At 37.8% G+C, this 24763-nt stretch carries 22 protein-coding genes and 2 pseudogenes; 2 read left to right on the forward strand and 22 right to left on the reverse strand.

The window, feature by feature from the left end; translation table 11 throughout:
- Positions 1 to 132: 132 nt before the first annotated feature.
- Positions 133 to 438, reverse strand: coding sequence for a hypothetical protein (locus CEV08_RS05895; protein WP_100130768.1), 306 nt, complete (start codon positions 436 to 438; stop codon positions 133 to 135).
- A gap of 815 nt (positions 439 to 1253) precedes the next feature.
- On the opposite strand from CEV08_RS05895, the pseudogene CEV08_RS09555 reads away from it, so the two are divergent.
- Positions 1254 to 1702, forward strand: a pseudogene (locus tag CEV08_RS09555) (integrase); the annotation flags it as partial.
- 378 nt (positions 1703 to 2080) lie between these two features.
- On the opposite strand, the pseudogene CEV08_RS05910 reads toward CEV08_RS09555, so the two are convergent.
- From CEV08_RS05910 to CEV08_RS05925, 4 genes and pseudogenes are all read right to left on the reverse strand, one after another.
- Positions 2081 to 2861: pseudogene (locus CEV08_RS05910) on the reverse strand (ABC-2 family transporter protein).
- A gap of 135 nt (positions 2862 to 2996) precedes the next feature.
- Complete coding sequence (locus CEV08_RS05915; protein WP_245407057.1) at positions 2997 to 3671, reverse strand: ABC-2 family transporter protein; 675 nt, start codon at positions 3669 to 3671, stop codon at positions 2997 to 2999.
- Positions 3646 to 4665, reverse strand: coding sequence for an ATP-binding cassette domain-containing protein (locus tag CEV08_RS05920; protein WP_100130770.1), 1020 nt, complete (start codon positions 4663 to 4665; stop codon positions 3646 to 3648). The genes CEV08_RS05915 and CEV08_RS05920 overlap by 26 nt, the downstream gene beginning before the upstream one ends.
- A gap of 789 nt (positions 4666 to 5454) precedes the next feature.
- On the reverse strand, positions 5455 to 6438 hold the full coding sequence (locus tag CEV08_RS05925) for an RluA family pseudouridine synthase (RefSeq protein ID WP_100130771.1): 984 nt from the start codon (positions 6436 to 6438) through the stop codon (positions 5455 to 5457).
- Between the two features lie 204 nt (positions 6439 to 6642).
- Between CEV08_RS05925 and CEV08_RS05930 the strand changes: the two genes are divergently transcribed.
- The gene (locus CEV08_RS05930) at positions 6643 to 8430 is read left to right on the forward strand and encodes a glucan ABC transporter ATP-binding protein/ permease (protein ID WP_100130772.1); all 1788 of its coding nucleotides are present in this window, start codon (positions 6643 to 6645) and stop codon (positions 8428 to 8430) included.
- Positions 8431 to 9101: 671 nt separating this feature from the next.
- On the opposite strand, the gene alaS is transcribed toward CEV08_RS05930, so the two are convergent.
- The 17 genes from alaS to rpsN all read right to left on the reverse strand — a co-directional run bounded on the left by alaS (position 9102) and on the right by rpsN (position 24747).
- A complete protein-coding gene (alaS, locus tag CEV08_RS05935; RefSeq protein WP_100130800.1) occupies positions 9102 to 11768 on the reverse strand; it encodes an alanine--tRNA ligase in 2667 nt (888 codons plus the stop codon).
- Between the two features lie 199 nt (positions 11769 to 11967).
- Complete coding sequence (gene recA / locus CEV08_RS05940; protein WP_100130773.1) at positions 11968 to 13011, reverse strand: recombinase RecA; 1044 nt, start codon at positions 13009 to 13011, stop codon at positions 11968 to 11970.
- A gap of 990 nt (positions 13012 to 14001) precedes the next feature.
- The gene (locus CEV08_RS05945) at positions 14002 to 15327 is read right to left on the reverse strand and encodes a replication-associated recombination protein A (protein WP_100130774.1); all 1326 of its coding nucleotides are present in this window, start codon (positions 15325 to 15327) and stop codon (positions 14002 to 14004) included.
- Positions 15328 to 15335: 8 nt separating this feature from the next.
- On the reverse strand, positions 15336 to 16730 hold the full coding sequence (locus CEV08_RS05950) for a DegQ family serine endoprotease (RefSeq protein WP_100130775.1): 1395 nt from the start codon (positions 16728 to 16730) through the stop codon (positions 15336 to 15338).
- A 265-nt stretch (positions 16731 to 16995) separates the two neighbouring features.
- A complete protein-coding gene (gene rplQ, locus CEV08_RS05955; RefSeq protein WP_100130776.1) occupies positions 16996 to 17424 on the reverse strand; it encodes a 50S ribosomal protein L17 in 429 nt (142 codons plus the stop codon).
- A 24-nt stretch (positions 17425 to 17448) separates the two neighbouring features.
- Positions 17449 to 18462, reverse strand: coding sequence for a DNA-directed RNA polymerase subunit alpha (locus tag CEV08_RS05960; protein ID WP_100130777.1), 1014 nt, complete (start codon positions 18460 to 18462; stop codon positions 17449 to 17451).
- A 95-nt stretch (positions 18463 to 18557) separates the two neighbouring features.
- Positions 18558 to 18947 (reverse strand): 30S ribosomal protein S11, encoded by a 390-nt coding sequence (gene rpsK, locus CEV08_RS05965; protein ID WP_100130778.1) that lies wholly within the window; start codon positions 18945 to 18947, stop codon positions 18558 to 18560.
- Positions 18948 to 19062: 115 nt separating this feature from the next.
- Positions 19063 to 19431, reverse strand: coding sequence for a 30S ribosomal protein S13 (gene rpsM, locus CEV08_RS05970; RefSeq protein WP_100130779.1), 369 nt, complete (start codon positions 19429 to 19431; stop codon positions 19063 to 19065).
- Positions 19432 to 19610: 179 nt separating this feature from the next.
- Positions 19611 to 20189: an adenylate kinase gene (locus CEV08_RS05975; RefSeq protein WP_100130780.1), complete on the reverse strand. Its 579-nt coding sequence runs from the start codon at positions 20187 to 20189 to the stop codon at positions 19611 to 19613.
- A complete protein-coding gene (gene secY / locus CEV08_RS05980) occupies positions 20186 to 21532 on the reverse strand; it encodes a preprotein translocase subunit SecY (RefSeq protein ID WP_100130781.1) in 1347 nt (448 codons plus the stop codon). Before secY ends, CEV08_RS05975 begins: the two co-directional genes overlap by 4 nt.
- Positions 21533 to 21694: 162 nt before the next feature.
- Positions 21695 to 22162 (reverse strand): 50S ribosomal protein L15, encoded by a 468-nt coding sequence (gene rplO / locus CEV08_RS05985; protein ID WP_100130782.1) that lies wholly within the window; start codon positions 22160 to 22162, stop codon positions 21695 to 21697.
- A 20-nt stretch (positions 22163 to 22182) separates the two neighbouring features.
- Complete coding sequence (gene rpmD, locus CEV08_RS05990; RefSeq protein WP_100130783.1) at positions 22183 to 22389, reverse strand: 50S ribosomal protein L30; 207 nt, start codon at positions 22387 to 22389, stop codon at positions 22183 to 22185.
- Between the two features lie 31 nt (positions 22390 to 22420).
- Positions 22421 to 22969 carry a 30S ribosomal protein S5 gene (rpsE, locus tag CEV08_RS05995; protein WP_005773287.1) on the reverse strand — a complete coding sequence of 183 codons (549 nt, stop codon included), beginning with the start codon at positions 22967 to 22969 and terminating at the stop codon, positions 22421 to 22423.
- 111 nt (positions 22970 to 23080) lie between these two features.
- Positions 23081 to 23443, reverse strand: coding sequence for a 50S ribosomal protein L18 (rplR, locus tag CEV08_RS06000; RefSeq protein WP_100130784.1), 363 nt, complete (start codon positions 23441 to 23443; stop codon positions 23081 to 23083).
- Positions 23444 to 23455: 12 nt separating this feature from the next.
- Positions 23456 to 23989: a 50S ribosomal protein L6 gene (gene rplF, locus CEV08_RS06005; protein ID WP_100130785.1), complete on the reverse strand. Its 534-nt coding sequence runs from the start codon at positions 23987 to 23989 to the stop codon at positions 23456 to 23458.
- 39 nt (positions 23990 to 24028) lie between these two features.
- The gene (rpsH, locus tag CEV08_RS06010; RefSeq protein WP_100130786.1) at positions 24029 to 24427 is read right to left on the reverse strand and encodes a 30S ribosomal protein S8; all 399 of its coding nucleotides are present in this window, start codon (positions 24425 to 24427) and stop codon (positions 24029 to 24031) included.
- Between the two features lie 14 nt (positions 24428 to 24441).
- Positions 24442 to 24747 (reverse strand): 30S ribosomal protein S14, encoded by a 306-nt coding sequence (gene rpsN / locus CEV08_RS06015; protein WP_005773283.1) that lies wholly within the window; start codon positions 24745 to 24747, stop codon positions 24442 to 24444.
- Positions 24748 to 24763: the final 16 nt, after the last annotated feature.

The following is a 24763-nucleotide window of genomic DNA, read 5'->3' on the forward strand; positions in this document are numbered from 1 at the left end:
GCAACAAAGTAGGAAAAGTTAATTTATATAAATATATAATCAAAAGTACAAAAATATTTGTAGATATTTTTTTTATTAACATATCTACAAAATTATTATGATTTCAGAGATATATTTCAGATATTCTATAAATTATCGTACACAATTATAAAGATGATGCACAGCTCCAAAGCCAGCCCTATTAGAGCGCCATTTATTGTACCACCCAATGTACCTAGTGCTATACCCGCTTTCAGCAGTTCCCAAGATTGTCGGTGCAGCTACCCCCCCTGTTGCAGCTGTCGCAGCCGTTCCTACCAATGTTCCAAGTATAGCGCCCCCAACCGCCCCAACAGACGCCACTATTGTTGCTCCTGTTTGTCCTACCGTTTTCATTTCATCCCAATAACCCGAAGGAAGACATAAATTACTGTAATCATGTGATGAGATTGAACTCACCTTTTCCTCTTATTAAAAATAATGTATTATATTGATACAATTTAAAATGATTATCACGAGTTTTAGATCACGTCAAATATAATTTTAAATTAAAATACTGTATAAATAATAAATACATTATGTCTGTATTGTATTTATACGAAGTATATATTTCAATTTAATAATAGTACTGCTAAAATATAGCACATTAATCTCTTTTAAACTTAAACAAAATCATAAAATCAAATGAATAATGCATAAAAAATTAGGACTATTCTTTTTATTTACAAGCACAACAAAGAAATATATTTACGGCGTTATTGAACTTATTGCTATCGTTTTACAGCTCCTTGACTTGCTAAATCCTTTTATTTCTCAATAAGTGACTAAACACATTTTGCCTATTCAATGTGTTAAAAATCTCTCTATATTCCTTGTCTTTATGATTGCTATCATAGTGTCTAGCACAGCTCTTAGCTCTCTATCGGGCTACTTAGAAGCTTCATTGAGTTAATTGGATTATTATTACAGATAAGAATTCACCTACATCATAATATATTCAATGCACCAATAAAATGTGCACTATTGTACCTATAATAAATATAATATATTGATTTATATAGATAATATAGCGTTATTCATATTGAATGAGAACCCCGAATAACGTAAGATTCTCTCATTTCAAATTTGCCTATCTTGAATCAATCAAAACCATTCGCTTGCACGTTACAAGCTAGATGAGTGTGTGGATCAAACTGTATAAGACAAAGACTAAAAATGCCTCTTATAAACGCTCTCAAGTGCCAAGGGTTTGTACAGCATCCACGGACTTGTGTGACAATGCCGGCTTGCTTTTCCATAAACGCAAAGATGGAGGTGCTCAATGGATTGATCTTTATACCCTTCACAAACGCCGTCGTGAAATGGGCTTGGGTGCGTTGCAAAATGTTTCTTAAAAAAAAACCGTGGCACTGCAACTCTATGGCATTCTGTTTTGCATGAGGGCCGCGCCCCCATTCAAAGAACGCAATAAACAAAAGCGTGAAGCAATCTCCATTATTTAAAAGATATTGCTTTGGATGCTTTTGAAAGTCGTAAAGCTGAATTAAAAAATGATGGGAACTGGTTTCTAGTCTTAAAACTTCATATTTTACTAAAATTATGTTGTCTACCCATTTCTGAGATTACACAAACAAAGATACGTAATACGCTTGCTCCTATTTGTCATACAAAAGCTGGAGATCCTCAGGCTGCATTGATACGTCTTCATCTTTATCTCAAACATTTCACACAGGTAAAAATCTCTCGTATTTAGTAATTTTCTAACAATATAATCGAAAAAGAATACATCTGGCTCTTATGATGAATGATACTAAATTGTATACCATCTTATCATTGGCTTTTGTCATCAAGCTGTCACCTAAATTCAAACCAATATTGACCTAAAAAACGAGCCGTCTAAACCTCTGATTTTTGTCCTACACGCCTTGCCAATAATCGTGGGAATGCAGCTTATATCATTGCTCAATCTTATCTAACAATAAAAAGATCCTCATGTACAAATTTTACATGTCTCATACCGCCAGCATAAATAACGATATTTTACAGTATAATAGAATAATTTGCTTAATTTTTTATTTTAATAATCATGATAACTTTCATCTCATCCTCCTAATCCATTAAATTTACGAATTGTTTTCTTATAGCTGATGAAAGTCATGGCAATGGCAAGAAAAGCGCTCAACAGAAGATATCCAATATTCCACTCGCCTTTACCAAGCAACAATGACACAGGCAAGGAAGCAGAAAAAGCCATGGGAAGCAGAAACAAAAGCCATTTTATGATGTTTGAAGGATAAATTCCAATTGGTACAAACGGAAAGATCGTAAATCATTTCATGAAAATATTCGACTGGCATTTTACGACTGGTAACAAATGTTATAAAATTGAACATTATGAAAAAACAAATATTAACGATAAAAATACAAAATATTGCAACAATAAAAGAGAGCCATCTGAACTTAAAATCAGACATATCTGGTAATGAGACAAATAAATAGGCACTCACATAAAGAACAAATAGTTTGATCAAATTAAAAGGTTTACACCAACCCAACAGCATCAATAACCAGATTGAAACGGGTTTTATCAAGTATGGCTCAATTTTACCATCCGCTACTTTTTCAAAAAATGTTTCAATAGAATGAGTAAAAATATTCAAAAATATCCCAAGTAAAACAAAGATAAAATGAATTTCATCTCTGCTATAGTTACAGATCTTTCCTGAAAATGAGGATATGCTATCAACAAATATAAATTGAATAAAATAATAACATAAAGAAAGAATAAACTCCCCTGTCAAATTCTTACCATAAACAATTTGTCGGCTGATATTCAAGCTGATAAAATGAAGAATTACTTTCATCTCAACCACCTGCTCCATGATAGACCTTCATTCCTTTATTCCAAGCAATATGTATCAAGAATAAAAGACATAAAATATAAGCAAGGCTTCCAAAAATAAACTGCTGAAACAACACTAAATTTTGCGTCGAGAAAAATTCGGCAGGAGCTGATATCATAAAACGATAAGGATTAAATTGCATAAGCGGAATAAGCCACACCGGCCAAAAAGACAGTGGTAAAAGAACACCCCCAAGAAGTGCCGAACTGAGAATACTAAATGAAAGTAATATATTTTGTAATCAATCACCCAAAAACTTAATAAGGAAATCCCAAAAGAGAGTAGGAAACAAAGCAATTGCGATATAATAATAATGAGAAAAAAGAACAGAAAAGCGATGACCAAGCTCAGAATATTTTCATAGGATAAAACAAGCTTTACAACAAAAAGAGCCAATAATGGGATACTATATAATACACTCTCGCCCAAAAAAGTAAAAAGCATTTGTATCATATATTTGAATGGTTTTGTGAGATAGACTTCTAATTGACCTTCCTTAACATAATGAGAAAAAAACTTAATCACATTATAACCATTATTTAAGCGTCCCAAGACTAAAGCAAAAGCATAATAATACATCATATCATGAAAGCTAAAGCCATTGATGGTATTGCCCGTATCAGAGAAAAGTGCATTCCACAATAGAAGTTGAATAACAAATGGAAAGAGTGTCCCCATGACAATATCAGTAAAAAACATGGCTCTATCACTTAGAACAGTGAGTAATCCATTCCTGGCATAAAAAAACATGCCAAAGCAATAATTAAATAAATTCTTTAAATTTAGCACGGAGCATCTCTTCAAGTGAGGAAGTGGACACAGAGAACGTACAGTTGAATTCAGTTGTTATTTCCCGTATAAAACGTGGATAATCTCCACGAAACAATGAAACCTCCAGTGAACATTCTTCATTATTAAGTTTTTTATCTTTTAAAGAAGTAGATAATTTTAACGAAAGTTCATCCATTCTCTTTACAACAGTAGAAAGCGCTTGCAAGTGTTCACAAAAAAGTGTCACGCGCACCAAAGAAGGAAGCGTATTTTTAAAGGCATTAAGATCACCATAAAATTGTTTATGTCCTTTGTGCAAGAGAAGAATATCATCAACGTAACCATCAATATCCCCCATATCATGACTTGTGATGATGTATCCCATACCTCGCTCTTTTTTGAGTTTTGTCAGTAGCTCTCTGATTTCATGCTTAGAAGCTATATCAAGACCAATAGTTGGCTCATCGAGGAACAATAATTTAGGTCTAAAAGATAAATTAAAAGCCAATTCACTTTTGACTCTCTCACCCAAACTCAGCATCCGCACTGGCTTATCCATGATAGGCTCAAGACCTAGTAATTCCGTCATCTCTTTAAGGTCACGGATAAAAGAATCCCGTTCAAGATCATATAATGGTTGAACCATATCCAAACTGTAGCGTAATGGTAAATCCCACCATAAACAACTCTTATGACCAAAGACCACTCCCAACTGTTTAAACAGATTTTTCTTGGTTTTATAGGGATTAAATCCTAGTACTTTAACATTCCCCTTATCAACGAATTGTATACCAGAAAGTATTTTAATCAGTGTTGATTTACCTGCCCCATTCGCTCCAAGGATAGCAAGAGATTGTCCTGAAAATAGGGTAAAACTGATATCTTTCAGCACATGATGCTTCGTATATACTGGCTTTAAAAAAGAACGCACTCTGTCTTTGAAAGAAGTTCCTCTGTCTATGTTGCGATATATTTTTGATACATTGTTAAGATCAATCAATAATGATCCCATCAGTCGCTCCTCATTTCAACTTATCCCCTCTTTAAACGTTCCAACAACCTCTGAATAGTCTGTTTTTGTTCACGGGTAAAAAACAAAGATATTCAAGCTCTCCTTAGAGCAATAAAACACACCTGAAGCTTTAATTCCCAATTTTTAGTACAGCATATTTCTTCAATGTGATAGTTTACTTCAATGAAGCATTAAGATGCTCAAAACTTGTTTCTTCTTTTGTGAAAAATAATCTTTAGAATAAATTCAGACAAACTAAGTAAGCAGAAACATAATGTGAAATTGAAAGGAGCGCTTTGCGAATAAATTCCCATTGTTTAAACAAAGGTAAAAACAATAAATCCATAACAAGTAGATCAAACCATACTGATAACAGAACAAACTTCCTTGGAAAAAAGAATTTGTTGAGAAGATACGCTCCCTGAACCTTCCTATAAAAGGCCTCACTTATCTCCCATGAAAAACTAAAATTTGCCTTTACACTTTCAGTAAATGCTCTTCAAATCTCATCTCATTCATCTTCCTCAACAGACACACCTTCCCAATATAGAACCCAACAGATAATTCAAAGGAATATCATCATAAGCTTAGAGTATTAGAGATGCACCATATCCAAAAATAACAATGCAATCAATATGAATAAAAAACTGTAAAAAGAAAACGCATCACTCAAAAACACAAACCTCTCATAGCGATTAACGATCAAACGCTCTCTTCAAAGGGTATCTCATCCCTCTTATCAAATTTATAGATAAAATTTGCACCAATCAAAAAAATAAATAAAGTTTTTTACTCTGTGTCAGTATCACTCTCATTAAAAGACAAAAGATTAAAACTTTGAACCATATGAGGAGGTAAAGGTGCAACGATATCCAATATTCCTCCTGAAGGGTGAGGAATACGAATACGACGTGCATGAAGGTGAAGGCGGTTTTGAATTCCTCCTGGTAATGTCCAATTGCTATCAGAAAAAAAATACTTTGTATCGCCAATGATAGGATGATCCATATGGGCAGCGTGCACACGGAGCTGATGTGTTCTCCCCGTATAAGGTTCCATTTCAAGCCAAGAAAGAGCTCGCCCTCGCGTATCTAAAATGCGATAATAGGAAACCGCATGATGTGAATCTGGCTCTCCATGTTCACAAACACGCATTTTATCACCTTGTGCAGTCATTTCCTTAACCATCCACGTTGAAATTTTGTCCTGCTTTTTTTTAGGAACCCCCCGAACCAACGCCCAATAAATCTTTTTTGTTTCCCGCGCTCTAAAAGCAGCTGTTAAGGCTTGAGCAGCTCCTCTTGATCGCGCAACAACAAGCACACCCGACGTCTCACGATCAAGACGATGAACCAAACGCGGCTTTTCACCTTTTTTATTGCGCCACACCTCAAGCATACTATCCATATGGCGTGTTAAACCAGAACCTCCTTGCACAGCGAGACCTGCTGGTTTGTTAAAAACAAAGATCTTTGGATCTTCATAAAGCAGCATTTTTTTCAAAACGGTTTCATCATCATGCCCACGAAGTGTTTTATCCGTTATTGGAAGACTTGTCGTATTATCAAAAGGGAGAGGTGGAATACGAACAGACTGCCCTATACAAAGGCGCGTATCGGCTTTAACACGTCCACCATCAACCCGTATCTGGCCAGAACGCAACAATTTTTGCAAAGCACCAAATCCAAGTCCTGGATAATGCACTTTAAACCAACGGTCTAAACGCATTCCATTCTCGTCTGTTTCAACCTTTTTTATTTCCACGCCTGCCATGAAAGTTCCCTTACCTGATAATCCTATTGATCTATTTTTGCACCTTTATAAACACAAAAATTCATATTCTCGTTGGCTTTATCACACCATATTACAATGAGTATCTAAAATTGCCTTTTCTTAACGTTCAAATTTTATTAGCTAGAAATTCAAGTGTATAAAAATCAATAACCTTTACACGTAACAGCGAATGGAGATAATTAAGTGTCCTTATTCAAAACCTATGCACGTGTTCTTACTTACCTAAACAGAGAAAAAAATGCATCCCTTTTAATCTGTAGTGCTAATGTTATGTTGGCTATTATCACCATTGCAGAACCTATTTTATTTGGACACGTTATTGATTCTATTACAGAAAAAACAGGGATCATCCCCACCCTTGCCATTTGGATTTGTTTCGGGCTTTCTCATATTATCGCTTATGTTCTTGTTGCTCGTGGTGCAGACCGTTTAGCGCATAGACGCCGTCTAACAGTTTTAACAGAATCTTTTGAACGTATCATTGCCATGCCTTTAATTTGGCATCAACAACGCGGGACTTCTAACGTACTCCATACACTTTTGCGCGCGATAGATTCCATGTCAACCATATGGCTTGATTTTATGCGCCAACATCTCTCAACGCTTGTCGCTTTATTGGTTCTCATCCCCATAGCCTTTCATATGAATTGGCGTTTTTCAATAGTTTTGGTTGTACTTGCCGTCATCTATATCTTAATTGCACGTTTAGTGATGCGAAAAACAAAAGACGGACAAGCGGCTGTAGAATGCTATCATCATAATCTCTTTAAACATGTCAGTGATTCAATCTCTAATGTTTCTATTGTACAAAGTTATAACCGAATAAGAGAAGAAACGTCTATACTGCACCAACATACAAATGCCCTGCTTAAAGCACAAAATCCTGTTCTCAATTGGTGGGCGCTTGCCAGTGGCTTAAATCGAATGGCTTCAACAGTTTCAATCGTTTGTGTTCTTCTCCTTGGGGCTTTTTTTGTTGCAAAAAATCAATTACGGGTAGGTGAAGTCGTTGCTTTTGTTGGGTTTGCACAACTCATGATTAGCCGCCTAGATCAAATGAGCAATTTTATTCATTGTGCAATATCCTCACAAGCAAAACTGCAAGAATTTTTTGAAATGGAAGATTCAACCTTTCCCATCAACGAACCTCAAAATCTCCCTTCCCTCCAAAATGTTAAGGGTGCCGTACAATTCCATCACATCACCTATAAATTCCCAAATTCTTCTCAAGGTATTTTTGACATTTCCTTTGAAGTGAAAGCAGGACAAACTGTTGCAATTGTAGGACCAACAGGGGCTGGAAAGACAACATTAATCAATCTGTTGCAGCGCGTATACGACCCTACCTTTGGGCATATTTCCATTGATGGAATAAATATAAGCTCGATCAATCGCGAATCTTTACGCCAATCTCTAGCAACAGTTTTTCAAGATACGGGTCTTTTCAACCGAACTATTCATGACAATATTTCAATAGGAAAAGAAAATGCAACAAACGAAGAACTTTATAAAGCAGCAAAAATAGCAGAGGCTCACGATTTTATTTTAAAAAAAGCCGATAATTATAACACAATGGTGGGCGAACGAGGATCTCAATTATCAGGTGGTGAAAAACAACGCTTAGCAATTGCACGCGCTGTTTTAAAAAATGCCCCCATTCTCATTCTAGATGAAGCAACAAGTGCTCTTGATGTTGAAACAGAAGCACGTGTCAAAGAGGCTCTTGATTGCATAAGCCATAACCGCACCACTTTCATTATAGCACATCGCCTCTCAACAGTCCGTAATGCTGATGTGATCCTCTTTCTGGAAAATGGTTCCCTAATTGAAAAAGGAAAATTTCAAGAATTGATCGATAAAGGCGGCCGTTTTTCTAAATTCTTAAAAGCAAGTGGTTTAACAATCACGCCACCAGAAAGAGAAGGAGAAAATGAAAACGTCATCTCGTTACATGAAGCCATAGCATCATAAAAATGATATTTTTCACAAAATCTCATGCAAAAAACATCTCAATGCAAAATATTGCAAAAATGCTTTGTTCGTGTAAATGAGAAAATTTCTAAGAATGCTATAATCTATTTTTACTGCGGCAAACGCACAGAGAAGAACTTGAGTTAATATAAAACTTTAGTTTTATTCTGTATTTATTTGATTTATATCATTAATATACGTTTTAACTTACAATAAAAATCTATTTTCTTCCCCATAATCCGCAAAAGAAACCAATAAAACGCCTCTAAAAAGTGAATCTCTGATGAAAGAATGAGCGATAATCTAAGCAATTTGAAAACGAAAAAACGATAATCTATAATTTCATAAGCTTAAAAAAACTGTTATCTAAACCTTGCGTTATCTTATTTCACAATTCCTATTGTAAAAAAGGATAGAGATTTTTCTTTTAAAATCAATTGAATATATTCAATTTTTCATAAAAAATATGATCCACCTGCCTCATAAACAAAAGCAATGAAGCATCGCGCAATCTTTCTAACGAACACTATTTCTTTATCTTTACGATTTTATCTCTCTTAATGAGAGTATTTGCATTTCAGCCAATACACCACCAAACAGATATTCGTAATTCTTAAACGCTCATCCAACATAAAAATGTAAAAAACACTTATGAGAAAGGATTTTATTTTTTAAGTTTTTTCAAGAAAATCTTTTAGTGCTGCAAAGGCCTCATCAGCTTTGTTCCCGTCAGGACCACCAGCCTGCGCCATATCAGGACGGCCACCTCCACCTTGACCACCAAGCACACTTGAAAGAATACGAACAAGATCAACAGCATTGAATTTATCCGTTAAATCATCCGTAACACCAACAACAGCACTCCCCTTGCCATCTTCTGAAACAGTGATAAAAGCAACGATCCCAGACCCAATCTGTTTTTTCCCAGAATCAACGAGTGCTTTAAGATCCCTTGGTAAAATATTTTTAACAATGCGCCCCATAAAAGAAAGCCCATTGATCATAGTCATATCACCTTGACCACTTTCCGTTATTCCCCCACTCAACACCATTTTTTTGCGTACATCATTTAACTCTTTTTCAAGTTTACGACGATCATCAAGCAAAACTCTCAGCCGTTCTTCTACATCAGAAGAAGCCGTCTTTAAAAGATCAGCAATTTCATGAATACGCACATCTTGGCAACAAAGATAAAGACGCGCTGCTGCACCTGTTAAAGCTTCAATACGACGCACTCCAGCAGAAACAGAACTTTCAGAAACAATATGAATCAAACCAATATCACCTGTTCTTTCCACATGTGTCCCTCCACAAAGCTCAATTGACCAATGCTTTTTTAATTCTTCCTGCTCAAGTGGCATCCCCATAGAAACAACGCGAACTTCATCACCATATTTTTCCCCAAAGAGTGCCATTGCTCCTTCAGAAATTGCATCATCAATAGCCATAAGGCGCGTTGTCACCTTACTGTTTTGCAAAACAATCTCATTGGCTAAATCTTCTATTTTTTTCAACTCTTCCAAAGAAATAGATTTTGGATGAGAAAAATCAAAACGCAACCGTTCCGGCGACACAAAGGAGCCCTTTTGAGTAACATGAGATCCCAATACTTGACGTAAAGCCTCATGTAATAAATGGGTAGCAGAATGGTTCGCACGAATTCTTTTGCGACGAACAACATCAACGGTTAATTGCACATAATCAGACCTCACTGCCTGACCTGATTTAACTTTTCCAAGATGAATAAAAACCCCATCAGCCTTTTTCTGAGTATCATGCACTTCAAAAATAAAATTTTCACCAGAAATGATGCCACTATCACCAATTTGCCCACCAGATTCACCATAAAAAGGAGTTTGATTTACCACAAAAATAGCTTTCTGCCCCACAGAAACCTCATCAACAATTTCACCATCACACACAAGCGTTGTGAGGATACCTTCAGCTTTTTCTGTTTCATAACCTAAAAATTCTGTAGCCCCGGCTTTATCACGGACAGAAAACCAAATCGTCTCCGTCACTGCTTCACCTGAACCAGACCAATGAGCACGCGCTTCCTCTTTCTGGCGTTCCATCGCTTTATCAAAAGCATCAACATCAACAGATATTCCACGACGCCGAAGCACATCTTGTGTCAAATCAATTGGAAAACCATAGGTATCATAAAGCTTGAAAGCAACTTCACCATTTAAATGATCCCCTTCCTTAAGCAGAGCACTTTCTTCATTTAACAACCCCAGTCCTCGTTCGAGCGTTTTACGAAACCGCCCTTCTTCTAATTTTAAAGTTTCTGAAATCAAAGATTCAGCCCGCACCAATTCGGGATAAGCATTTCCCATTTCGCGAATGAGAGCAGGCAAAAGCTGCCACATTAAAGGCTCTTTAGCACCAAGAAGATGCGCATGACGCATAGCACGACGCATAATGCGACGTAAAACATATCCTCTTCCTTCATTGGAAGGAAGAACCCCATCCGCAATCAAAAATGCAGATGAGCGAAGATGATCAGCAATAACACGATGGCTCGCAACAAAATCACCTGTTGCCTTAATCCCTGCAATTTCTTCTGATGCTCCAATTAATGTACGAAAAAGATCAATGTCATAATTATCATGAACCCCCTGTAAAACAGCAGCAATACGCTCTAATCCCATACCGGTATCGATAGAAGGGTGAGGTAAATCAACACGCTCTTCCTTAGAAAGCTGCTCATACTGCATAAAAACAAGATTCCAAATCTCAATAAAGCGATCACCGTCTTCTTCTATACTTCCAGGAGGGCCACCCCAAATTTTATCACCATGATCATAAAAAATCTCGGAACAAGGACCACAAGGCCCTGTGTCGCCCATCGCCCAAAAATTATCAGCTGTCGCAATACGAACGATTTTTTCATCTGGAAGACCTGAGATTTTACGCCATAATTCAGCAGCAACATCATCACTCTGATAAACGGTTACCAACAATTTATCTTTTGGTAGGGAAAATTCTTTTGTTAAAAGATCCCATGATAAAAAAATAGCCTCTTCTTTGAAATAATCGCCAAAAGAAAAATTACCCAGCATTTCAAAAAATGTATGATGGCGCGCCGTATAACCAACATTATCAAGATCATTATGTTTTCCACCCGCACGAACACATTTTTGTGCCGTTGTAGCCTTTTTATAAGGAGGTTGTTCAAGTCCAGTAAAAACATTTTTAAACTGCACCATCCCTGCATTTGTAAACATAAGTGTAGGATCATTGCGTGGAACAAGTGGACTAGAAGAAAGAACTTTATGCCCATTACGATCAAAATAATCCAAAAATGTTGATCGGATATTATTAACACTATTCATATATACACCTGCAGAATATCGCATAAAACCATAAAAGCCCCCTCTCAAATATTCTCTTTGCCACGCATGGCGTCAATTTAATCAAAAAATGGACTATTTATTCAAAAAATTGAGAAAAAACGGCTGTATGTTAAAAACTCAAACAAATAAAAATAGAAAAAATCTTAAATGGAAAAATTATAGATGAAAAAACGCTCCATTAAATAGCTTCGTCACTTTCTATATTTTCTGATCCTGCATTTTCTAACAATTCAATCGCAATCAAACCAGCATTTTGACGCAAAGCCGTTTCAATTTCTGCAGCTATTTCTGTATGTTCGCGCAAAAACTGCTTTGCGTTTTCACGTCCTTGTCCTAAACGTTGAGAGTTATAAGAAAACCACGAGCCAGATTTTTCAACAATACCCACTTTGACTCCTAAATCAATCAACTCACCTAGCTTGGAAATACCTTCTCCATAAATAATATCAAACTCAACTTGTTTGAAAGGAGGAGCCAACTTATTTTTCACCACTTTAACACGGGTTTGATTGCCAACAATCATATCCCGATCTTTAATAGACCCAATACGACGAATATCCAACCGAACAGAAGCATAAAACTTTAAAGCATTTCCCCCTGTTGTTGTTTCAGGTGAACCAAACATCACACCGATTTTCATGCGAATTTGATTAATAAAGATCACCATACAGTTAGAGCGAAAAATAGAAGCCGTGAGCTTTCGTAAAGCTTTACTCATCAATCGTGCTTGTAATCCTGGTAAAGCATCCCCCATTTCACCATCAATTTCTGCTCGCGGTGTTAAAGCGGCAACAGAATCCACAACAAGCACATCAACAGCACCAGAACGAACCAACGTTTCTGTAATTTCCAATGCCTGCTCACCAGTATCTGGTTGAGAAATAAACAAGTTCTCTAAATCAACCCCAAGCTTACGCGCATAAATAGGATCAAGCGCATGCTCTGCATCAATAAAAGCACAAATCCCACCACTTTTTTGTGCCTCTGCAATAGCATGGAGAGCCAATGTTGTTTTCCCAGAGCTTTCTGGTCCATAGATCTCCACAATACGCCCCTTGGGTAATCCACCAATTCCTAAAGCAATATCCAAGGATAACGATCCTGTTGGAACTGTTTCAATTTCAACAACTTGCTCTTTTTGCCCAAGACGCATAATCGAGCCTTTACCAAAAGAACGTTCAATTTGTGAGAGAGCAGCATCGAGAGCTTTTGTTTTATCCACGATTATATCCTTGACCGATTCATAATAATCTAACACTTAAAATTTATACTGTATTTTTAATTTAACGAAAGCCTTGAGTTTAGGTTTTCAAAAGCCTTGAGTTTAGGTTTTCAAAGGCTATTTCCATCTCTATCCCCATGTTATCTCTGTAGCATATCATGACCATAAAAATAAAAAATTGGCACTCCTTATTTTATGACACAACATAGACTTCAAATAAAAAAATACCTCTATAGGGGAGCAAGTTAACACATTTATCTCTCTCGAGAAAAGCAACAATTTAAATTTCAACACAATGTTTAACCTTTCTCCTTCCTCCTTTCGTTAAGCCCCTAAGAAAAAACTCTTCTCTTAAATCACACAAAACACATCATCAATCAAAACCACACCCTATTGCATCGAAGAACAGAATGCCTTTGTATTGCATATTCACGCACTTGTTAAAAAAAAACATCTTTCAACACTCATCACACTCTTTTCGCGATAACGCTCGTAAATGGTATACTTTATCCATTAAGCACCACCATCTTTACGCTTGAGAAAGAAACAAGCCAAGCACCATAACACTTATTTACTAGCCCCCAATGTTGTAACAACTCTCGGCACTTGAAACGATCCATGAAGAGTTATTTTTAATTTTTTCTTGTACAGTTTTATGACACATTAATCCCGCTTATAACGTACAAGAAATGGTCTTGATTGATTAGATTTGGAATGAGAAAATCATACAGTATTTGGGATTTTTATTCAAAATACAAAACAGTTAAAGAATCAATATAAATCAATATCTTACTCAATAATAAAGCAACTTTAAGAGTTGAATGACAGATTTTTTTTAATTTGACCCCATAACAAGATATACATTTTGAAGATATCAAAAAGATTGCTCTACGAACAATGCAACAAGTATTTAAAATATAAACTAAATTGTTCATACAATGACATGAGAGGTAAAAATAAATCCAAAATCAATAAAAAACGTGTTTTAATTCAAATTTTATGGTCGTTTTTACGCTTTTGGCGCAATTGTTTCCACCATTCAAGACGTTTTACAATTTCACGCTCAAATCCACGCTCAACAGGTTTATAATAACTCTGTCGCCCAAGTTTTTCTGGAAAATACTCTTGTCCTGAAAAAGCATCTGGTTCATCATGGTCATAACAATAACCATCCCCATACCCTTCCTCTTTCATCAATTTTGTAGGAGCATTAAGGATATGTTTAGGAGGCGGTAAAGAACCATTTTTGCGTGCACAACGCAGCGCTGCTTTATACGCGAGATATGTCGCATTTGACTTTGGTGCAGTTGCAACATAAAGACATGCTTGTGCCAAAGCCAATTCTCCTTCTGGTGACCCTAAATAATCATAAGCATCTTTTGCCGCATTACAAATGACAAGAGCTTGAGGATCCGCCAAACCAACATCTTCAACAGCCATACGAACCAATCTTCGCCCAATATAGAGAGGATCTTCACCAGCATCCAACATACGTGCTAAATAATAAAGTGCCGCATCAGGATCAGAGCCACGAACAGATTTATGCAACGCTGAAATGAGATTATAGTGCCCATCTCGTCCTTTATCATAAATGGGTGCACGACGCTGAATAACTTTTTGCAAAGCCGCAGAATCAAAAAGCTCTTCCCCACACACGACAGACCAAACTTCCTCTGCCAATGTTAATGCTACCCGTGCATCACCATCAGACATTCCTATCAAAACGTCTCTGGCACCATCATCCAAGGGAAGAAGCTTTCCTTCCACCTCTTCAGCACGTTTCAAAAGCATGCCTAAACTTTCATGATCATGAGAAAAAAATGTTAAAACCCGTGCACGCGAAAGAAGAGCAGCATTCAGTTCAAAAGAAGGATTTTCGGTTGTTGCACCGATAAGGACTACCGTACCATCTTCCATCACCGGAAGAAAACTATCCTGTTGTGCACGATTAAACCGATGAATTTCATCAACAAAGAGAAGCGTTTTATCCCCAGACATAAAACGCCTCTGTGCAGCTTGAAAAATCTTTTTAAGTTCAGAAACACCGGTAAAAATAGCAGAAACTTGTTCAAACGCGAAATTTGTTTCAAGTGCTAACAAACGTGCAACTGTTGTTTTTCCCGTCCCTGGAGGTCCCCAAAAAATCATCGATCCAATTGAGCCGGCTTCCACCATCCGCGAAAGCAAACCATTCTCTCCAATTAAATGCTCTTGTCCTACAACCTCATTAAGAGAACAAGGACGCATTCTTTCTGCAAGTGGCTGATTTTTATTAACCTGAAGATCAAACGAGGAAGTAAAAAAATCTTTCTCCAAAAAAAACCTCAGCGAATAAATTGGCGAATATACATACCATCACGTTCATATTCTAAATGCCACGTACGCGAACGAGTTTGCATAAGAATCTTTTTTAACTGATGAACTGTTTGTATTTTATGGCCATTCACAACACGTAACACATCTCCAGGCCGAAAAATTCCAGAAGCATTACTCATTTCTTCAAGATTGGTAATCACAACACCTTTCGCCGATATAGGAAAATGAAAACGACGACTATTTTGCGGTGTTAAATCTAACACTTCAGCACCAGCAAGAGGACTGTCACCCGTAATTTTTTCAGATTTTAAAAATGCAGTTTCCGATATTGATGCAACCGTTATCTGCGTCTTTAACGTTTTTCCACTTCGTAAATATTCTAAAGCAAGACTACGCCCAACATCAGCTGTCATTAAACGATAACCAAGACTATCTGGACTATCAACGCGCACCCCTTGCACACTCAAAATAACATCACCTACTTTCAAGCCGGCTTTTTCAGCAGGACTGTCTTTGACAATTTCAATAATAAGAGCCCCATAAGGATGTTCTAAACCTAACCCATTAGCAATATCAGGTGTAACATTTTGAAAAGATGCCCCAATATAAGGCGGAACAAAATATTTTCCACCGCGTTTAACAGTAGCAAGCATCACTTTTACAAGATTCACTGGAATAGCAAAACCAATCCCTACAGAACCACCGGAACGCGAATAAATAGCCGTATTAATTCCGATTAATTGACCTTTCATATCAATTAAAGCGCCACCAGAGTTTCCTGGATTAATAGCAGCATCTGTTTGAATGAAAAAGTCAAAATCGGAAATCCCTACACGTGTGCGTGCTTGCGCTGAAACAATACCACTTGTAACCGTTTGACCAACCCCGAAAGGATTACCAATAGCCAAAACAAGATCACCAACCTCAACAGTATCAGAATCCCCCAAAGAAAGAACAGGAAACTGAGTCCCTTTTGCATCAACTTCAAGAATGGCAATGTCCGTTGCTTCATCTTTAAGCACGACCTTACTCTCAAACTCTCGCCCATCAGAAAAAGCCACTTTAATTTCGCTTGCATCTTTAATGACGTGATAATTTGTAACAATCAAACCACGCGCATCAACAATCACGCCTGACCCTAATGACGATTGCTTACGGACAGGAAAATTATTTTGTAAACGACCAAAAAATTGCTCAAAAAATGGATCACCCTCAAAAGGTGATCGCGCTCTAATTTGTCGAGCTGCATAAATATTTACAACAGATGGAACTGTTTTTTTAACTAAAGGAGCAAATGAAAGAGAGATTTCCTTTTGTGTTTGAGGAACATGAGCATAGATATGATCAAACGATATCAGCATCATAATCGCAAAAAAAAGCCGCACCCAAAAAGAACACCTCATAATCTACTCCTTATAAAACCAGCCCATTCTGTTGAAGATTCATAAAATTTTTAAAAAGCATCCCCACAAATGAATGAAGGATCTCTATTAATATTTCATAATAGAGAATAAAAACAACCCATTTAGACAATAAATATTATAAAAATAAAATAATTCAATATCCTATAATTTTCTCTCATCATCTCTTTCTTACTTCTCAAGTAAAACAAATCATAAAAAAACCGCCTAAGATAAGGCGGCCTTAAAAAACAATAGAATAAAGAACTTATGAGGACGTCCCCTTTTCATTCTCTGAAGCTTTCATACGAGCACGATCCACAGCCCCTTTCGCTTCGACATCACGATCAACAAATTCTATAACAGCCATAGGCGCATTATCACCGGTACGAAACCCCGCTTTCATAATACGCAAATACCCACCGTTGCGTGATGCATAACGCGGCGCAAGTGTATCAAATAACTTTGTAACTTTCCCTGTATCACGAAGCGCTGCAATTGCCTGTCGACGCGCATGTAAACCACCACGCTTACCAAGAGTAACTAATTTTTCAACAATAGGACGAATTTCTTTAGCCTTTGGAAGTGTTGTCACAATCTGCTCATGTTCGATCAACGAAGTCGCCATATTTGTAAACATCGCTTTACGGTGACTGGCAGTCCGATTCAACTTGCGGCCTGACTTACTATGGCGCATAAGCCCTCTCCTTAAATTCTAATTTTAATACTGATCTTCATAGCGTTTCGCAAGATCATCAATGTTTTCAGGTGGCCATGCAGGAATTTCCATTCCAAGATGCAACCCCATACATGCCAAAACTTCTTTAATCTCATTCAATGACTTACGACCAAAATTTGGTGTCCGAAGCATTTCAGATTCTGTTTTTTGAATAAGATCACCAATATAGACAATATTATCATTCTTAAGACAATTTGCCGAACGAACGGAAAGTTCTAATTCATCCACTTTTTTGAGAAGTGCAGGATTAAAGGAAAGCTCAGAATCAGCCTCTTCAACAGGCTCCTTCTGTGGCTCTTCAAAGTTAATAAATAATGATAGTTGATCCTGAAGAATACGCGCTGCAAAAGCAACAGCATCCTCTCCATTAACAGCACCATTCGTTTCAATCGTTAACGTCAATTTATCATAATCGAGAACTTGACCTTCACGCGTATTTTCCACTTTATAAGAAACTTTACGAATTGGTGAATAAAGACTATCAATTGGAATAAGTCCTATACGACCATCATCAACATAATTACGATCAGATGGAACATATCCTTTCCCTGTGTTGACAATCAATTCCATACGAATTTCAGAATCTTCATCAAGGGTACAGATAACATGATCTGGATTGAGAATCTCCATATCCCCGACGATATTGATATCCCCCGCTCTCACAACACCAGGCCCCTCTTTATAAACGATGAGACGTTTAGGCCCTTCTTCTTCCATACGAAGTGCAATTTCCTTTATATTCAGAATAATATCTGTAACATCCTCACGAACACCTGGAATTGATGAAAATTCATGTAAAACGCCATCAATCTGTACAGCAGTAATGGCAGCACCACGAAGCGAAGATAACAACACACGACGAAGGGCATTTCCTAATGTCAAGCCAAACCCCCGCTCAAGAGGCTCAGCAATTACGCTGATAATATTTGGGTTATCATGCGCACATGATTCAACCTTATTGGGTTTAATAAGTTCCTGCCAGTTTTTCTGGATCATATTTTTATTCCCGTTCTTTAGTTCCGCTACCATTCAATCGTAACGACCAATGTGAACATCAGAGAAATCTCCGACAACAAAAAAACAACACCCAATCAAACACGCCGTCTTTTTCTCGGACGACATCCATTATGAGGAATTGGTGTTACATCACGAATAGAAGTAATGACAAAACCAACGGATTGCAACGCACGTAAAGCCGATTCACGCCCTGCCCCAGGACCACAAACTTCAACTTCCAAAGAACGCATACCATGCTCTTGTGCTTTTCTCGCACAATCTTCCGCAGCAACTTGAGCGGCAAAAGGCGTAGATTTACGCGCCCCTTTAAATCCTTGAGCACCAGCAGACGACCACGCAATCGTATTCCCCTGAGCATCAGTAATGGTAATCATTGTATTATTAAATGTTGAATTGATATGCACAACACCCGACGAAATATTCTTACGTTCGCGACGACGAACACGTGTGGCTTCCTTGGCCATAATTTTCCTTTCAATGATCTCATCACTGCCGTAACATCAGCAGCTCCACCTTTTTTTCTTGCTAAACGAACTTCAACAAGAAAAAGAATATATAAAAAACCTTTCAAAAAGGTTCTTATTTTTTCTTGCCAGCGATTGCCTTAGCAGGCCCCTTACGCGTACGAGCATTTGTATGTGTACGCTGCCCTCGAACAGGTAAAGACCGACGATGACGCAATCCACGATAACAACCAAGGTCCATCAAACGCTTAACATTCATAGCAACTTCACGACGAAGATCACCTTCAACTTGATAACACTGATCTATCGCCTCACGAATCTGCAATACCTCGGCATCTGAAAGCTCATGCACACGACGCCCCGTAGGAATGCCAACCTTTTCAATAATTTCTTGAGCAAATTTTGGTCCAATCCCGTGGATATATCGAAGCGCAATAATTACACGCTTATTAGTCGGGATATTGACGCCAGCAATACGAGCCACGCCCACTCTCCTTAGTTATATTGACAAATTTTTATAAAATACCTGACATACCTTAAAGAAAAAGATAGACTCAGAAAAAATCCTTCCGAATCCGCTTATTCAACTAAAACAAATTAAAATTATTTGTGATAGATTTTATTTCAAAAGTCAACTCTTTTCATTTCCCTCTCAAAAAAATCTCATGAAAGAAAACCTCTAATCATACGTGTCACTTCAGCAATACCAATCATTCCATCAATGACCTTTAACATTCCTTTCTCTGAATAAAATTTTGATAAAGGGAATGTTTTTTCACGATATTCTACTAATCTTTTTGCAAAAGCAACAGGATTATCATCTAAACGAMCCTGTCCACCCGCCGCTATTGTCTCCTGAACGCGCTTTTTCATACGTTCAATCAATGCATCTTCATCAACACACAACTCAATAACAGCATCAAGCCGCATATTTTTTGATTGAAGTATCTGTTCTAAGGCTTCTGCCTGCCCTACAGTCCTTGGATATCCATCCAAAATAAAGCCGTTTATACAATCAGCCTCATCAATCCGATCTGAGACAATTTGATTAACAACACTATCAGGAACCAAAGCACCAGAACTTATAATAGCTTTAGCTTTTTTACCAACTTCCGTTTCTCTGCGAAGAACCTCACGCAACACATCCCCTGTTGATAAATGAGGAATATTATATTCCTCAGCTAACATTTTAGCTTGTGTCCCTTTTCCCGCTCCAGGAGGACCTAAAAGAACAACTCTCATCGATTTCTTCGACCTCCACGAAGTTTTGATTTTTTTATCAACCCTTCATATTGGTGCGCAACAAGATGCCCTTGGATTTGAGCAACCGTATCAAGAGTAACAGTCACAACAATCAACAAAGACGTCCCCCCAAGATAAAAAGGAACTTGGAATGCAGATATCATAAATTCAGGGAGTAAACAAACCAAGATAATATAAAGTGCCCCCACAACAGTAATACGCGTCAAAACATAATCAATATATTCCGCTGTACGCTCACCTGGACGAATTCCTGGAACAAAACCAGAATGTTTCTTCAACTGATCTGCAGTATCACTTGGATTAAACACAATAGCTGTATAAAAAAAGCAAAAAAACGCCATTAAAAATGCATAAACAATCATATAAAGTGGCTGCCCATGACCAAGAGAATAAGAAATGGCTTGTATCCATTGGGGCATCTTATCAGAAAAATTATTAATAGTGGCAGGTAATAACAATAAAGATGAAGCAAAAATAGGCGGAATAACACCAGCAGTATTCAACTTTAAAGGAAGATGCGACATATCGCCTTGAAACATTTGATTACCAACTTGACGTTTTGGATACTGAATAAGAATTCGCCGTTGTGCACGTTCTATAAAAACAATAAGTCCGATAACCAAAACAGCAATAAGAACGATTGCTATTAAAAGAAAAGTTGATAAATCAGCCTGACTATGCGCAGTCAAAAGCTGAGCAAAAGTAGAAGGAAAGTTGGCGACAATCCCTGTAAAAATGATGAGAGAAACCCCATTACCAACACCGCGTGATGTAATTTGTTCACCAAGCCACATGAGAAACATTGTCCCACCAACAAGTGTAATAACAGAAGAGATACGAAACATAAGACCTGGTTCTATAACAATTTGAAGCCCTGTCCCTATACCGCTTTCAAGCGCAACTGCAATACCAAAAGCTTGGAGAATCGCCAATACGACTGTTACATAACGCGTATATTGATTAATAACCTTACGACCTACCTCCCCCTCTTTTTTAAGAGTTTCCAAAGAAGGAATAATAGATGTTAACAATTGTACAATAATAGATGCCGATATATAAGGCATAATACCCAAGGCAAAAATTGCCATACGCCCAACAGCACCTCCAGCAAACATATTAAAGAGTCCTAAGACACCTGATGCATGATGTTCAAATGTTTGCCGTAAAGCATCAATATTAATACCTGGAAGAGAAATATAAGTGCCAAAACGATAGACAAGAAGTGCCGCAAGAGTAAACCAAATGCGTTTCTTTAATTCAGTTGCACGCGAAAAGGTACCGAAGTTTATATTGGAAGCAAATTGCTCTGCTGCTGATGCCATAAAACGTCTCCACTTCACACTCCAGTTTTTTAATCACAGAAGTATAACCCTAAAATTCATATCTTTATATACAAATAATTGCAGAACCTAAAACAATTCTCCACAAAACATTCAGAAGAATAGATCTATCCCTTCTTTAAATCACGGCTTATATCAAAAAAATTATCCGACAACATCAGGAAAAATAACCTGACCACCTACTTTTTCAATCTTAACACGAGCGGCCCCTGAAACACCAGAAACATGAAAGGTAATCTTCGCTTTCAAATCACCATCAGAAAGAAGACGAACCCCATCCTTCTCACGACGAATAATACCAGCCTCTTTCAAAGCAACCATATCAACAGGCTTTTCAATATTCAACTTACCTGAATCAATGGCCAACTGAATACGTCCCAGTGAAACTTCATTGTAGATTTTAGAAAAGAAATTTTTAAATCCACGTTTTGGTAAACGACGATAGATAGGCATTTGCCCACCTTCAAAACCATTAAGGGAAACACCAGAACGCGATTTCTGCCCTTTTACACCGCGACCACCAGTCTTACCAATCCCCGAACCAATACCACGCCCAACACGCTTACGATTTTTTGTTGCACCTTCGCAATCACGTAGTTCATTGAGTTTCATATCTAATACTCCTGCAACCCTTAATCTTCATCTATAACGCGAACAAGATGCCGAACTCGAGCAATCATACCCCGTACACAAAGTGTATCTTCTAAAACGCGCCGCCGACGCATTTTATTGAGTCCAAGCCCCTTCAAGGTTGCACGTTGAATCTGTGAGTTTCGAATAGGGCTTCCAATTTGCTCTACTGTCACAGTTTTATCACTCTGAGATTTTTTCTGAACCATTTCCTAATTCCTTTTCTGACAATCTCAGAAACTACCCTTCTACGTCAACTAAATGGCGACGACGCGCCTGCAAAGTCGAATATTTTATACCACGCTGAGCAGCAATATCTCTCGGATGCATTTGATGTTTCAATGCATCAAATGTTGCACGAACCATGTTATAAGGATTTGATGATCCTAGTGATTTTGCAACAACATCCTGCATACCAAGAGCTTCAAAAATAGCACGCATCGGCCCCCCAGCAATAATACCAGTACCTGCAGACGCTGAACGGAGCAAAACACGCCCAGCTCCGTGACGACCTTCAAGATCATGATGCAATGTACGCCCAGATCGAAGTGGAACATAAATCATCCCACGCTTTGCAGATTCCGTTGCCTTACGAACAGCTTCTGGAACTTCACGGGCTTTACCATGTCCAAAACCCACGCGCCCTTTTTGATCTCCCACGACAACAAGAGCAGCAAAACCAAAACGCCGACCACCCTTTACAACTTTAGCAACACGATTAATATGAACGAGTCTATCGACAAACTCATTATCGCGTTCTTCTCTCTCACCACGTTCTTTTTGTGCCATTCCTCATTCCTTTTTCTTTTCCGGAAGCACGATAACAAAGTTCCTCATAAAACCAGAAGAACTTAAACGAAATACTCTAAAGTATCCTTCCTCATCCATAAGTAGGAAACTTTAAAAGTTCAAACCACCTTCACGAGCAGCTTCAGCCAAAGCTTTGATTCGACCATGGTATACATAGGCACCACGATCAAAAACCACTTCATTAACACCAGCTTGCTTCGCACGCTCAGCAATTAATTTACCAACAGCAAAAGCGGCTTCTTTATCAGCACCACTTTTTAATGATTTTTTTAAATCACTTTCAAGAGTAGAAGCTGAAACAAGTGTACATCCCCGTAAATCATCAATAACTTGCGCATAGATGTTCTGATTTGAACGATAAACGCTAAGCCGAGGGCGATCATGAGAAACCATCTTAACTCTACGACGAACACGTCTTGCACGACGCTGGATAATGTCCTTAGATGAAACCATAATACAAAATCCTTATTTCTTTTTACCTTCTTTACGGAAGATACGTTCATCTGCATGCTTAACACCTTTACCTTTATAAGGCTCAGGTCTACGATACTCACGAATTTCCGCTGCAACTTGTCCAACTTGCTGTTTATCAATACCAGAAATAACAATCTCTGTGGGCTTAGGAACAGTGACAGTAACACCTGATGGAACTTTATAAACCACATCATGTGAAAAGCCTAGAGAGAGTTGAATATCCTTACCCTGCAAAGTAGCACGATAACCAACCCCATTGATCTCTAACCTTTTTTCAAAACCATCTTTTACACCACAAAAAATATTCTCAATCATTGAGCGCGACATACCCCATTTAGAGCGTGCATCCTTTGACTGATCCCGCGGCATAACTGATATGACATTTTCCTCGAATTTAACTAAGACTTCATCATTAACGACGTAACTTAGTTCACCTTTTGGACCTTTTGCCTTAACCAGCTGACCTTCAACAGTAGCAGTAACCCCAGAAGGAATTGAAATGGGTTTTTTTCCAATACGAGACATTGTTCTAACCTACTTTTTCTTCCGTTTTCTTGACATACCTTAGAAAACACGACAAAGGAGTTCTCCACCAACATTTTGTTCACGCGCTTCATGATCAGCCATAACGCCTTTAGGAGTCGATAAAATCGAAATACCTAGACCATTTGCCACCTGTGGAAGTGTCTTAGCAGAAACATACACACGACGACCAGGCTTTGACACACGTGAAATCTCACGAATAGCAGCCATCCCTTCAAAATACTTCAATTCGATTTCAAGTTCAGCTTTTCCACCACCCAAATCAATTTGATTATATCCGCGAATATAACCTTCCGACTGAAGAACATCAAGAACGTGCGCGCGAAGCTTCGAAGCTGGAGTAACCACTTTGCCTTTTTTACGACCAAGTGCATTACGAATACGTGTTAACATATCACCAAGAGGATCTGACATAGACATTAAATAATCTCCTCTTACCAACTAGACTTTACAATACCAGGAATATGCCCAATAGAGCCAAGCTCACGCAATGCAATCCGTGACATTTTTAACTTACGATAATAAGCCCTCGGACGACCTGAAACTTCGCAACGATTACGAATACGAACCTTCGAAGAATTACGTGGCAATTCTGCCAATTGAACAGAAGCTTTAAAACGTTCCTCAAGAGAAACCTTCTGATCCATAACAATTGCTTTCAAACGTGCACGGCGTGCAGCATAACGCTTCACCATCACCTCACGACGTTTATTTTTTTCAACGGCACTTACTTTGGCCATAATGTTACCTCGCTAC

Origin of the sequence: Bartonella tribocorum (assembly GCF_002778015.1) — a bacterium.
GTDB lineage: Bacteria > Pseudomonadota > Alphaproteobacteria > Rhizobiales > Rhizobiaceae > Bartonella > Bartonella tribocorum_B.

Bases quoted from the DNA above. Each gene is read 5' to 3' on its own strand.
- rpsN (WP_005773283.1), bottom strand. From the start codon at position 24,747: ATGGCCAAAGTAAGTGCCGTTGAAAAAAATAAACGTCGTGAGGTGATG.
- rpsK (WP_100130778.1), bottom strand. From the start codon at position 18,947: ATGGCCAAGGAAGCCACACGTGTTCGTCGTCGCGAACGTAAGAATATT.
- rplO (WP_100130782.1), bottom strand. From the start codon at position 22,162: ATGAAACTCAATGAACTACGTGATTGCGAAGGTGCAACAAAAAATCGT.
- rpsE (WP_005773287.1), bottom strand. From the start codon at position 22,969: ATGGCACAAAAAGAACGTGGTGAGAGAGAAGAACGCGATAATGAGTTT.
- CEV08_RS05925 (WP_100130771.1), bottom strand. From the start codon at position 6,438: ATGGCAGGCGTGGAAATAAAAAAGGTTGAAACAGACGAGAATGGAATG.
- alaS (WP_100130800.1), bottom strand. From the start codon at position 11,768: ATGAATAGTGTTAATAATATCCGATCAACATTTTTGGATTATTTTGAT.
- CEV08_RS05960 (WP_100130777.1), bottom strand. From the start codon at position 18,462: ATGATCCAGAAAAACTGGCAGGAACTTATTAAACCCAATAAGGTTGAA.
- rpmD (WP_100130783.1), bottom strand. From the start codon at position 22,389: ATGGTTCAGAAAAAATCTCAGAGTGATAAAACTGTGACAGTAGAGCAA.
- CEV08_RS05950 (WP_100130775.1), bottom strand. From the start codon at position 16,730: ATGAGGTGTTCTTTTTGGGTGCGGCTTTTTTTTGCGATTATGATGCTG.
- secY (WP_100130781.1), bottom strand. From the start codon at position 21,532: ATGGCATCAGCAGCAGAGCAATTTGCTTCCAATATAAACTTCGGTACC.
- rplQ (WP_100130776.1), bottom strand. From the start codon at position 17,424: ATGCGCCATAGTAAGTCAGGCCGCAAGTTGAATCGGACTGCCAGTCAC.
- rplR (WP_100130784.1), bottom strand. From the start codon at position 23,443: ATGGTTTCATCTAAGGACATTATCCAGCGTCGTGCAAGACGTGTTCGT.
- CEV08_RS05920 (WP_100130770.1), bottom strand. From the start codon at position 4,665: ATGGGATCATTATTGATTGATCTTAACAATGTATCAAAAATATATCGC.
- rplF (WP_100130785.1), bottom strand. From the start codon at position 23,989: ATGTCTCGTATTGGAAAAAAACCCATTTCAATTCCTTCTGGGGTTACT.
- rpsH (WP_100130786.1), bottom strand. From the start codon at position 24,427: ATGTCTATGTCAGATCCTCTTGGTGATATGTTAACACGTATTCGTAAT.